The following is an 11,511-nucleotide window of genomic DNA, read 5'->3' as shown; positions in this document are numbered from 1 at the left end:
AAATGAAAAATATAAATTATTTCAGATAGAATTAAAATATGCTGGAGTATTTAATTTAATTAATATTGATACTGAACAACATCCGATTTTATTATCCGTTCATTGTCCGGCAATGATATTTCCGTTTGCTAGAAAAATTATAGCTAGTTGTACTCAAGATGCAGGATTCCAGCCTTTAATGATTGATCCTATAGATTTTGGTGCCTTATATCATAAGAAAATGTCGGAGCATCAAAACTAAGAAAATCATTTAATTATTTAATAAATTTCGTTTTAAACGCCATGGTTTTTAAATCACAGATAGAGCTTAATAGTAAAAATTTTATCAATTTGATTAAATATTCTTTACTTATGTGATTAATGAATGTATAAAGCACTAGATAAAAAATTATAATTTAGTTAACAATAATTAACTGTAATTAAATTATAGCACAATATAAAAAATGAATTTTATGGAGAAAAATAATGAGAGTTTTGTTAATTGAAGACGAGTCGGAAATGGCTAACTTAATTGAGTTGACTTTAGCTTCAGAGGGGATAGTTTGCGATAAAGCTTCAGTTGGTGTAGAAGGTTTAAGACTTGGCAAGGTTGGTGGTTATGATCTAGTGATTTTAGATCTTATGTTACCTGATATTAATGGTTTTGAGATATTACTAAGATTGCGTGCTGCCAAAATAAAAACTCCAATCTTAATTTTATCTAGCTTGACAGATACGGATCAAAAAATTACCGGGTTCTCTTCCGGAGCTGATGATTATCTAACCAAGCCGTTTGTAAGAGAGGAATTAATTGCTAGAATTAAAGCTATAGTTAGACGTTCTAAAGGGCATGCAGCATCAGTATTTAGATTTGATAAGGTTAGCGTAAACCTAGATACTAGAACTGTAGAAGTCGACAGCAAAAAAGTACATTTGACAAACAAAGAATATGCTATTTTAGAGCTATTAATACTTCGAAGAGGAACTATCTTAACTAAAGAAATGTTCTTAAATCACTTATATAGCAGTGTCGACGAACCGGAAATGAAAATTATTGACGTATTTATCTGTAAGCTTCGTAAAAAATTAAGCGATGCTGCCGGTGGTAGAGATTATGTCGATACGGTATGGGGGCGTGGTTATATGCTAAAAGAATATGATGAATTACAACAAAAAGAAATTTTAGCACAAGGAGCATAAATAATGCCTTTATCTGCTTCTTTACTTGGTAAAAAAAGTACTTATAAAGATAGTTATGATGCAACTTTGTTATTTAAAATTCCACGTATAAATAATCGAAACGAACTCGGAATAAACGGTAATAATCTACCATTTTACGGTGTAGATATTTGGAATACATATGAATTGTCTTGGCTTAATAATAAAGGTAAGCCATGTGTTGGAGTAGGCACTTTTTATATACCTGTAACTTCTCCCAATATTGTAGAATCAAAATCTCTTAAATTATACTTGAATTCTTTCAACAATTTTATAGTCGATTCTATGGAAGAATTGGAAAGAATAATTTTACAAGATTTAAGTAATGCCCTACAAGCTAAAATATTAGGCAAAATATTACCAATAAATACAAAAATAGAGTTTGGTGTTCCAAGCGGTAAAAATATCGATGATTTAGATATAGAATGCAATAATTACGGTCCACCAGATAATAGTTTAATTGAGTATGAGGATGTTTTGGTAGAAGAAGAGATTAATTCTAATTTACTAAAATCAAATTGCTTAGTAACCGGTCAACCGGATTGGGGTACAATCGTTATAAAATATAAAGGAAAAAAATTAAAACATGATTCTTTCCTGAAATATCTAATATCTTTTAGAAATTTTAATGAGTTTGCAGAGCAGTGTGCCGAGCGTATTTTTACAGACATTAAAAATGCTATAAATCCTGAATTCCTTTCTATTTATATAGTATATACTAGGCGTGGTGGGATTGATATTTGTCCCTATCGCTCTCTAGATCAAAATTACACTTTACCTAGCGATAAACGACTTATTAGGCAATAGACTGCATAACCTATTTCTAAAGGTAATTTTCAATTCGGTACTCAAATCCTCACGTAACTAGTATGTACGCTGTGGGTTGAGGCTACGTGTATCTTTCAAATTCCTCTTTATAACAATAGGTTATGCAGTCTATTAATCCACTTTTTTAATCCATAAAAAAATTCCGCTTGCGAGAAAGGCATTGTTTCGTGGATCGAAAAATCTACTCGATGTCATTCCTGCGAAAGCAGGAATCCACTATAAAGCGAGATAAATCGAGCTTTTAGTTTTAAAAACTTGTTATATTTATACTTTTTTGTGGATTCCTGCTTTCGCAGGAATGACATAAAACGATCCATGCAACAACGCTCTTCGCTCCTCGCAATGACAATTAAGATATCTACGCAACAATGCCATGCGGGACTGACATAGAATGCGTTTTTTGAGCCATGCAACAAGACCTAGAAGTGAGCTAATAGAAGTTAGTATAATTTTATGATTCTTTTGTAGGATTTTGTGGAGGCTTTAGGCTTTCTACTATTTTATTCAAGTCTATTTGACTACAGATTCCAAGTAATACGGGATCACGAGGACGAATAGAATTCATATTCCAATGGCTACGGGTTCTGATAGCATCGATAGTAGTTTTAGTAGTACCTATTAGTTTAATTATTTGATGATCCTGGATATTTGGATAATTAGACAATAACCAATATATAGCATCCGGTTTATCTTGACGTCTTGCTATAGGAGTGTATTTAGCACGCTGTTTTTTCTGATTTTTCATCAATTCATCAGCAGGGCTATATGAAATTTGCAAACTAGTATTAGGATCTTTACTGCAACGTTCAATTTCCTCTAAAGTTAATTGACCGTTTGCAATTGGATTTAAACCTTTTATAGATTGTGCTACTTCACCGTCAGCCATACCTTTTATTTCAAATTCATGAATACCACAAAAATCGGCAATTTGCTTAAAAGTTAAAGAAGTATTTTCAATTAACCACATAGCCGTGGCTTTTGGCAGAAGCGGTAATGTTTTTTGCGAATTCATGATAATTGTTTTTTGGCTTAATTTAAGAAGTTATAACAAATAGAGTTATTTAAGTCAATCTTCATTTAGAAACTTAACGATCTCCTCAACTACTTTCTTAGCATCGCCGAATAACATAAAAGTATTATCGTGATAAAATAGTTCATTTTCTATACCTGCATATCCTGATGCCATAGAGCGTTTAATAAACAAAATCGTACGTGCTTTTTCGACATCGAGTACCGGCATACCGTAAATTGGGCTGTTTGGATCATTTTTAGCTGCAGGATTAGTTACGTCATTTGCCCCAATCACAAGTACTACGTCAGTAGTAGCGAAATCTCTATTAATTTCTTCAAGCTCAAGTACCTTCTCATAATCTATATTAGCTTCTGCAAGTAAAACATTCATATGTCCCGGCATTCTACCTGCTACCGGATGTACGGCAAAACGTACATTAATATCTGAACGTTCTAATATATCAACCATCTCTTTTATGATATGCTGAGACTGGGCTACTGCCATACCGTAACCGGGGACAATTATCACCGATGATGCATTAAGTAGTAAATGTGCCGCATCTTCAGGACAGCTTGTTTTTGCTACTTTATCGTCATCTAAATCTTTGTTAATTCCTACAGGGGCAGGTAAAAATGCTCCAAAAATAACCTTGATTAATGAGCGGTTCATAGCTTTACACATTATATAGCTAAGTATAGCCCCGCTACTGCCGACCAAGGCTCCGGTAATAATAAGTAGGCTATTACTAAGCGTAAAGCCAATACCGGCTGCCGCAAAACCTGAATATGAATTTAACATAGATACTATAACCGGCATATCTGCACCGCCTACCGGTATTATTAGTAATACTCCTATTAACAGCGATAAAAAGACTATTAGATTAAATAAAAATATATTCTCTGAACGAATAAATAATATTATCAGAAGAACTAATATTATTGCCGTTAATAAGCATATATATTGCTGACCGTAGAATTTTAACGGGCTACTTTTCATTAAACCTTGTAGTTTTAGAAAAGCTATAACCGAACCGCTAAAAGTTAAAGCACCTATAGAAACGCCTACTGATATTTCGATTAATGAATTAATCGGTAAGCTGCCTGCTATTCCTATAGAAAAATTTTCAGGAGCAAGTATCGTAGCGTAAGCTACAAATACCGCAGCAAGACCGACAAAAGAGTGAAATCCTGCAACTAATTGAGGCATTGCCGTCATGGAGATTTTAAGAGCGATAATCCCTCCGATTACACCGCCCAATAATATAGTGATTATAATGGGTAATTTATGAGTAAAATCCGGTAGGAAAAAAGTAACGCCGACTGCTATCGCCATCCCCAAAATACCTACAGTACTACCTAAACGTGCTTGTTTTTGCGATGATAAAAATTTTAACGATAGAATAAAACAAACAGCTGCAACTAAGTATAATAACTGGATAATCTGTAAGGACATGGGTGGATTACTTATTTTTATGTTATTCCCGTTTTCTTGTGTCATTCCCGCGAAAGCGGGAATCTAGCAAAAACAACCTATAATACAAAAATTACATATTTGATAAAATAAACATATAAAAACTTGTTTTTATATGTTTTACTGGATTCCCGCTTTCGCGGGAATGACATAAGGGGAGTCGTATATTCTCTAAAAATTAAATCCTATACCTACGGAAACTATTAAAGGATTAAGTTTAACTTTAGAGGTCACGGTTTTATTACCTACTAAATTTGGTTTATATTCAAGTTTAGGATTTAAGAAAAATTGTCTTACGTCAATATTGACTAAAGTATCATCTTTAGCATAAAAATCTATACCTATTTGTCCTACTGCACCGTGTCCGTTTCTAATTTTAAGACCGGTAGCTTGAGTAAGCATATAAGAACCGTGATAACCTACGCCTATATACGGTCTTATTCCCCCGTAAGGAGCTATATGAAACTGTCCGGTAATTGTTGCAGGAATCATATAAATAGGCTTGTTTTTTCCTAGTTCGACATTATCAATGCCATAATTATGAGCAACACTTGCAAGAGATGTATACTTAGTGCGTAAAACATTAAAACCAAGCGATAATTCAGTAGCTAAGTAATTATTAAAGAATATAGTAGTAGAGGCATCACCGCCATAGCCGTTTTTTGCAATTGCTCCCACTGGAACGGGTTGAGGAGCTGTAGGAGTAGGTAGTCCTTTTTGTTTAGCGTCCGAAAAAACACCTCCTAAACGTACCTTGAAAACCAAACTTCCTTCGTTTTCGTAATATGGTGTACTATCATAGTCCGGAGCAGAATCTATATCATCATACATGCTTTTAGCAAAACTGCTAATGCTCACACATGATACAAACAGAACTATCCCTATTTTTTTAATTATTCTTGTCATAAATTATAACCTTTACTTGCTTAAAATTGATTACTGTATTATTATATAAACTTTTTATTCTAATCTATAGAAGATAAAAGCCTTTCATGCTAAAAGTCAAGATATTTAAGAGGTTTCTGTAAAAATATTTTAAAGCTAATTAAATTCTTTTTTGCTGCAAATTATAAAATTTTTTTGAAATAGGAACAACTATTCCGGCAAAAATCTTATTAATTTTTGCTATAAAAATTCTGTAATTATCACTTAAAATAACCTATCCAGATAACTTCTTAGTAAAATTATATAGAGTATATATTAATGAATGATACATTAAAAACATATTTAACCGGTATAGGCTGGTTTTTACTTAGCTTAGTAAGTAGTAGTGCCAATGATGTGATGTCTAAATATCTTGGAACTCGTTTACATAGCTTTGAAGTAGCTTTTTTTCGCTTTTTTTTCAGTAGCATAGTCTTATTACCTTTTGTTGCTTATTACGGTAAAAATACCTTAAAAACAAGTCGTCCTTTTGTCCATATATTAAGAGGATTATTATTATTTTTCGGTATGACTTCATGGACTTACGGTCTTACTATTGCTCCTGTTACTACTGCAACAGTAGTAAGTTTTTCTATACCTTTATTTACTTTAATACTTGCCGTATTTTTTCTGAACGAAAATATTATTTGGCAAAGATGGGTAGTAACTATAGTAGGATTTATAGGACTTGTTATCACGCTTAAACCGCATACCGAGGATTTTAATCCTGAAATTTTGTATTTTGTATTAGCGGCTATTTCATTTGCTATGCTCGATATTATCAATAAAAAATTTGTAGTAAAAGAATCAATGATTAGCATGTTATTTTATTCAGCAATAGTAACTGCCGTAGTATCGCTACCCGTAGCATCTCAGTATTGGCTAACTCCGAGTAGTTTTGAATTAGCTTTATTATTTATACTCGGTAGTAGTGGAAGCTTAATATTATTCTTCCTGCTTAAAGCTTTTTCCATGGTAGATGCTACGGCTACTGCTCCTTATAGATATTTAGAGCTGGTAATTTCGGCAATAGCTGCATATTTCATATTTAATGAATTTCCTGATAAAAGTACATTACACGGAGCAATAATAATAATTCCTGCAACTTTGTTTATAATATATTCCGAGAAAAAAGCCATGGGCAGAAAACATGAATCGAAGTAAACTAGTATTTTCAAGCGGTATCGCCAATACTTTTGAATGGTACGATTATGTATTATTCGGTTATTTTGCACCAATAATAGGAGCTAAATTTTTCCCGAATGATGATGCTAATACTTCTTTACTACAAGCTTTTTTAGTTTTTGCTATAGGCTATTTAGCAAGACCTTTGGGGGGGGTATTTTTTGGTGTTATAGGCGATAGATTTGGACGAAAAGTAGCCTTAACTAGTGCATTATTTTGTATGTCTGCTCCAACCGTATTAATCGGAATATTACCGACCTATCATACTATCGGTATCACTGCTACTATATTAATGATTGCGGTTAGAATTCTGCAAGGATTATCGATGGGAGGGGCTTTGACCGGTTCTATTTCCTTTGTTATTGAGCATACTAGCCCTAAACACCGAGGCTTCACCGGTAGTATCTCAATGTCTAGTATATGCTCTGGTTTGTTACTTGGTTCTTTTGTTTCTTATATCGTCAAAAATATTTTAACTGCCGAGCAGTTTGATAATTTTGGCTGGAGAATACCTTTTTTACTTGGTTTTTTTATTCTTTTTGCAGCATTTTATATTAAAAAACATACCCAAGAAACACCGAATTTTAAAAATCTAAGAGAGCAGAAAAAGATTTTACAGTCACCGTTAAAAAAAGTTATTACCAATCATTGGTTTGATATATTAATTTCGATTTTTATTAATGCTCCCGGTTCGATAATATTTTACCTAACTACAATTTACTTGGTATCGTTTTTAAAAATCAGCCGTAACTTTACCGAAAATGAGGTAAATAGCCTTGCTAGCGTATGTTACGTGATTATGATAGCCGTAACTTTATTAAGCGGTTATATATCCGATATTATAGGTCGCAGGAAAATTTTTGTAATTAATCTTATAATAATTATTGTAACGACACCGTTTTTACTTAATAATTTTGAGAACGGTGACTTTACGTACGTAATTATCTCACAATTTATACTCGCTATACTTGCCGCTAGCTATATCGGTCCTGAACCGGCATTGCAAGCAGAATTTTACCCTACAAATATACGTAATACCGCTCTTTCTATTTCATATAACACTGCTACAAGTATTTTCGGCGGTACTACGCCTCTTGTTTTTGAATATTTAGTACAAAAAACAGGTCATGTAACCTCGGCAGTTTATTACATCATATTAAGCTGTATTTTTGCATTGATTGCCTTAGCTTTTTACAAAAATAGAAGTTTAGATAAAATATGAAAAAAATTACAAAACCTGCAAACCTTGTTGAATTTAATGATAAAATTGTAGTCTTTACCCCCAAGAGTTCTTACTATGGTTATGAATATAAAATAACTAACAATGGATTAGTTTTTGCCAGCATTCCACAGGGTAATATCAACCACGCCAAAGCTGTTGAAAAAGTAACTAGTGATGAGGCAATTTCAAGAATAGATATAGACTTATTCGGTACATGCCATAGAGTTACTACGACTGTAACGACTGACCTGCTACAACGAGAAGAAAACGGCTGTTTGGACATGAGGCTTGCTACTGCAGAAGAAATAAATCAATTACAAAAGTTAGTACAAAATAATAAGATGATATTAGCATGCCAAACCAAAGAAAAAACACTAAAGGTTTTAAGTGATTATTTACATAAAGAATTTGCAGAATATGCTAATGAAATTGATGTATTTTCAAGTACTGTAGCACCTCCGTATGAAGTACATGTAAGTGGAGCGAATGGAAATCAGGAATAGACCTATTGCATAACTTGCTTCTAAGGGTAATTTATACGTTGTCCGGTACTCGCATCCTCACGTACTAGTGTGTACGCTGTGGTGCTGCGTTCCGTGTATCCTTTAAATTCCTCTTTATTAATTACATTATGCAAGAGGTCTAATAAATACTTTCTTGTAAATCAATATAACGAATTTAAAAATTTTTCTTGATTTAATAACAAATATGTGGCAAAAAGAGTTTGAAATAAAGTTTTAGACTGTATGAGGGAAAATAAAATTAATCTATTTTTGCTCTTTTTAACTATAAATTATAAGATTTTTTTGAAATAGGAACAACTATTACCGCAAAAATCTTATTAATTTTCGTTTAAAAATATCTAACAGTCTTGCTACTATAGCTCAGGGGTAGAGCACTTCATTGGTAATGAAGAGGTCGGGGGTTCAATTCCCCCTAGTAGCACCAGTTCCTATAAGGGTTTCAAGGCTTTTCAAAAATTTCTTAAAATTCATATGCTCCTTTTATGTTCCAAAACATCTAATTTTTGCATCAAATCTCTTTTAAATCCCGAATTTTAAATATTATAAAAAAACTAACTTTGTATTCTTCTTAAATCAACCTCAACTCATCTATTAATACTTCTAATTAAATTTCTATTGCATTCTTAAAACTCTTTATTATGATTCTGTCTATAGCTCATTTCTAACAAAATATTAAGATTTATAGAATTTAATAAGGAAATAATTATGTTTAAAGGAAATCTACAAGAAGTAACGACAATAAAAACATCGCGTGGGGATTTGATAGAGTTTTTAAGAAAAAAAAGATTTAACATGCAAGCTGATTTTTTAAGAAATGGTGTTACATCGCTTGAGCTTGCGGGTAAAGGAATAGGAGTTAAGGGAGCAAAGTTAATCGCTGAAATACTTAAAGATAATAACTTTTTAACTCAACTTAATCTTGGTGGAATAGGAGCTGAGGGATTAAAGTTAATTACTGAAGCACTTAAAACTAATAACACTTTAACTAAGCTTATTCTTTCTCATAACAAAATAGGATATGAAGGAGCAAGGTTAATCGCCGAAGCACTTAAAGCTAATAACTCTTTAACGGAGCTTAATCTTTTTGTTAACGAAATAGAAGATGAGGGAGCAAGGTTAATCGCCGAAGCACTTAAAGCTAATAACTCTTTAACGTCGCTTAATCTTTCTTTCAACAAAATAGGAGATACAACGATATTAAAAACAATTGATGAATATTTACAAAGAAATAAAACTACTGTAGAGAAAAAAGCAGAAAACTTAAATGCAGAGGGTAATGATTTATGCCATCAAGAAAAATACAGTGAAGCAATAGAAAAATATAAAGCAGCAATAAAAATTAGTACAAAACCTTTATACAAGGAAAATAAAGCAAAAGCCGAAAAGAAATATGAAGAACAGAAGCAAAGTCTGAAACTGAAACAAGAAGCTTCAGTAACAAATAATGAGAATAACCAGCTAGATATAAAAGATTTACCTAAAGCAGCAGAAAAACAAGATACAGCTCTTGTAAGTCTTATGGCTTTGGAAGAAGATATTTACGATTTACTAACAAAAATGATCGATAAGTTAGAAAATGCCGGTACTATTAATACGAATATAATACAAAATAATATACTTAATAAAATACAAAAGTTAGAGAAAAATCAAATTAACTTACAAAATATAGCTAACAATATACAAAGCATTATGAACAGTAATAAAATAACTAGAGGAATGTTGGTTGATTTAGAAGATGAAATTGAGAAGACAATAAAACAGCAAGCTATAATAAATGAGGGTATACGTATAGATAAGTTAAATATATTTAAACAAATAGTAGAAAAGGTAAATATTAACGTAGAAAATAATATAAGCAGCAATAAAGCAGAAATGCAAAATATTATAAATAAAATAATAAACGAAGTATCAAGCTTAACAAATACGTATGATATAGAAAAAATAACGGCTAGTCTGAAAGAACTTACTACAGGAATAGTTACAAGAGGCAAACTTGTAGATGTAGAAGATAAACTTAACGAAATTATATTAGCACAACTAAATAAAAATGCAGTAGTAACGTGTGCAGTAAAAGAAACAATTTACGACAAGCCACTTTTAAATCATTCAAAAAAATTGCTACAAGTTGCCATAGATAGTAAGCTACTAAGCCCTGATTTAATCTATGATGCAATTACTAATAATGATGAGGAGCTTATTTTAGCCGGATTAATGAGTTTAGAAATCTATACGCCTCCTGCCGGTTAATCACATAGGATGTTTTTAGCGGTGTAGAAAGTGTTGAATAAGGACGGGGACAACTCGCCCCCACCCTTTGAGAATAAATTTTTATATTGCTTGTAAATTTTGTTGCATAAAAAAAGTATCGCTTATATACTGCCTTTTTGTAGCTGTGGTTAGCAAATCGTACACTAGTCTGCACCGCTATATGCCTAAAGCTTAGTGCTTTCTATAGCTAAGTTGCAAATAATATAAAATTAGTGTATAGTTTACATTCAAATACAGTAATGATTATTTTCTTATATGATAGACATACTTCTCTTCGTACATATTACTATTGCCATATTGCTAATTATAGTTATTCTGATGCAGCGTAGCGGATCGGACGGAATTAGTAGTATAAGCGGCGGTAATAATATGGGAGTAGTCAGCGCTAAAACAGTCGGTAATTTTCTTACTAAAAGCACAATAATACTTACGGTATTATTTTTAATAAATGCAATAGTACTTGCCAACCTTTCCTCAAAAAAGAAATCTGATTTAGTTTCTAAGATTAATGAAATTGAAGAAAATCAAGCAGAAAATAGTTTACCTATAGCTAAATAGTTACAGCTTTATCTTATTAATATCTCTCATACTTGTCATTGTCTACCTTTGCTGGACATTGTTGCGTGGATCAATTCTCCCTTTGTCATCCCGCGGCTTGATCGCGGGATCCAGTTTAAAATACTAAATTATTAGTATTTTTATTATTTTTCTGGATTGCCACGCAGTCTACGACTATAATAGCCTGAAAAAACTGAACAAAAAAATAGTTAGGTTTGCTTGGTAATAAGTTAGAATAGACCAAATAACTTAAGAGGTAAGAATGACTAAGAAACAGTTTCGGAATTTCAGTGCCGAAGAAAAGACCAAGATAGTATTAGAAT

Annotated in this window: 11 protein-coding genes, 1 tRNA gene and 1 pseudogene; 9 read left to right on the top strand and 4 right to left on the bottom strand. The window is 32.2% G+C overall.

The features are described 5' to 3' along the window. The 3 genes from secB to queF form a co-directional block, all read left to right on the top strand. Positions 1-241: protein-export chaperone SecB (secB, locus tag AC1Z7D_RS03755; protein WP_482602096.1), on the top strand; the 241-nt coding region annotated here is incomplete at its 5' end. 224 nt (positions 242-465) lie between these two features. After that, the gene (gene ctrA / locus AC1Z7D_RS03750; protein ID WP_482602094.1) at positions 466-1,179 is read left to right on the top strand and encodes a response regulator transcription factor CtrA; all 714 of its coding nucleotides are present in this window, start codon (positions 466-468) and stop codon (positions 1,177-1,179) included. 3 nt (positions 1,180-1,182) lie between these two features. Beyond that, positions 1,183-2,004, top strand: a complete 822-nt coding sequence (queF, locus tag AC1Z7D_RS03745; RefSeq protein ID WP_482602092.1) for an NADPH-dependent 7-cyano-7-deazaguanine reductase QueF — start codon at positions 1,183-1,185, stop codon at positions 2,002-2,004. Positions 2,005-2,476: 472 nt separating this feature from the next. On the opposite strand, the gene AC1Z7D_RS03740 is transcribed toward queF, so the two are convergent. The 3 genes from AC1Z7D_RS03740 to AC1Z7D_RS03730 all read right to left on the bottom strand — a co-directional run bounded on the left by AC1Z7D_RS03740 (position 2,477) and on the right by AC1Z7D_RS03730 (position 5,413). Next, positions 2,477-3,037: a cell cycle transcriptional regulator TrcR gene (locus AC1Z7D_RS03740; protein WP_482602090.1), complete on the bottom strand. Its 561-nt coding sequence runs from the start codon at positions 3,035-3,037 to the stop codon at positions 2,477-2,479. Positions 3,038-3,091: 54 nt separating this feature from the next. Continuing rightward, positions 3,092-4,489 carry an NAD(P)(+) transhydrogenase (Re/Si-specific) subunit beta gene (locus AC1Z7D_RS03735; protein WP_482602100.1) on the bottom strand — a complete coding sequence of 466 codons (1,398 nt, stop codon included), beginning with the start codon at positions 4,487-4,489 and terminating at the stop codon, positions 3,092-3,094. 189 nt (positions 4,490-4,678) lie between these two features. Next, on the bottom strand, positions 4,679-5,413 hold the full coding sequence (locus AC1Z7D_RS03730; protein WP_482602088.1) for an OmpW family outer membrane protein: 735 nt from the start codon (positions 5,411-5,413) through the stop codon (positions 4,679-4,681). Positions 5,414-5,710: 297 nt separating this feature from the next. Here AC1Z7D_RS03730 and AC1Z7D_RS03725 point away from each other — a divergent pair, with 297 nt between their 5' ends. The 3 genes from AC1Z7D_RS03725 to AC1Z7D_RS03715 all read left to right on the top strand — a co-directional run bounded on the left by AC1Z7D_RS03725 (position 5,711) and on the right by AC1Z7D_RS03715 (position 8,341). Further along, on the top strand, positions 5,711-6,595 hold the full coding sequence (locus tag AC1Z7D_RS03725) for a DMT family transporter (protein WP_482602086.1): 885 nt from the start codon (positions 5,711-5,713) through the stop codon (positions 6,593-6,595). Continuing rightward, positions 6,582-7,838, top strand: a complete 1,257-nt coding sequence (locus AC1Z7D_RS03720) for an MFS transporter (RefSeq protein WP_482602084.1) — start codon at positions 6,582-6,584, stop codon at positions 7,836-7,838. The genes AC1Z7D_RS03725 and AC1Z7D_RS03720 overlap by 14 nt, the downstream gene beginning before the upstream one ends. 281 nt (positions 7,839-8,119) lie before the next feature. Next, a complete protein-coding gene (locus AC1Z7D_RS03715) occupies positions 8,120-8,341 on the top strand; it encodes a hypothetical protein (protein ID WP_482602098.1) in 222 nt (73 codons plus the stop codon). A 6-nt stretch (positions 8,342-8,347) separates the two neighbouring features. On the opposite strand, the pseudogene AC1Z7D_RS03710 reads toward AC1Z7D_RS03715, so the two are convergent. Next, positions 8,348-8,475 (bottom strand): annotated as a pseudogene (locus AC1Z7D_RS03710) (palindromic element RPE1 domain-containing protein); the annotation flags it as partial. A gap of 236 nt (positions 8,476-8,711) precedes the next feature. Between AC1Z7D_RS03710 and AC1Z7D_RS03705 the strand changes: the two are divergent. The 3 genes from AC1Z7D_RS03705 to secG all read left to right on the top strand — a co-directional run bounded on the left by AC1Z7D_RS03705 (position 8,712) and on the right by secG (position 11,188). After that, positions 8,712-8,786 (top strand) — tRNA-Thr (locus AC1Z7D_RS03705). A gap of 281 nt (positions 8,787-9,067) precedes the next feature. Continuing rightward, complete coding sequence (locus AC1Z7D_RS03700; protein ID WP_482602082.1) at positions 9,068-10,609, top strand: hypothetical protein; 1,542 nt, start codon at positions 9,068-9,070, stop codon at positions 10,607-10,609. Positions 10,610-10,885: 276 nt separating this feature from the next. After that, positions 10,886-11,188, top strand: a complete 303-nt coding sequence (gene secG / locus AC1Z7D_RS03695) for a preprotein translocase subunit SecG (protein WP_482602080.1) — start codon at positions 10,886-10,888, stop codon at positions 11,186-11,188. The last annotated feature ends 323 nt before the right edge of the window (positions 11,189-11,511 follow it).

The sequence above is a fragment of the Rickettsia sp. genome, assembly GCF_965035265.1.
The sequence above is the reverse complement of the archived record's forward strand: the minus strand, read 5'-3'. Positions and strand labels throughout refer to the sequence as shown.

Bases quoted from the DNA above. Each gene is read 5' to 3' on its own strand.
- ctrA (WP_482602094.1), top strand. From the start codon at position 466: ATGAGAGTTTTGTTAATTGAAGACGAGTCGGAAATGGCTAACTTAATT.
- queF (WP_482602092.1), top strand. From the start codon at position 1,183: ATGCCTTTATCTGCTTCTTTACTTGGTAAAAAAAGTACTTATAAAGAT.
- AC1Z7D_RS03740 (WP_482602090.1), bottom strand. From the start codon at position 3,037: ATGAATTCGCAAAAAACATTACCGCTTCTGCCAAAAGCCACGGCTATG.
- AC1Z7D_RS03735 (WP_482602100.1), bottom strand. From the start codon at position 4,489: ATGTCCTTACAGATTATCCAGTTATTATACTTAGTTGCAGCTGTTTGT.
- AC1Z7D_RS03730 (WP_482602088.1), bottom strand. From the start codon at position 5,413: ATGACAAGAATAATTAAAAAAATAGGGATAGTTCTGTTTGTATCATGT.
- AC1Z7D_RS03725 (WP_482602086.1), top strand. From the start codon at position 5,711: ATGAATGATACATTAAAAACATATTTAACCGGTATAGGCTGGTTTTTA.
- AC1Z7D_RS03720 (WP_482602084.1), top strand. From the start codon at position 6,582: ATGAATCGAAGTAAACTAGTATTTTCAAGCGGTATCGCCAATACTTTT.
- AC1Z7D_RS03715 (WP_482602098.1), top strand. From the start codon at position 8,120: ATGAGGCTTGCTACTGCAGAAGAAATAAATCAATTACAAAAGTTAGTA.
- AC1Z7D_RS03700 (WP_482602082.1), top strand. From the start codon at position 9,068: ATGTTTAAAGGAAATCTACAAGAAGTAACGACAATAAAAACATCGCGT.
- secG (WP_482602080.1), top strand. From the start codon at position 10,886: ATGATAGACATACTTCTCTTCGTACATATTACTATTGCCATATTGCTA.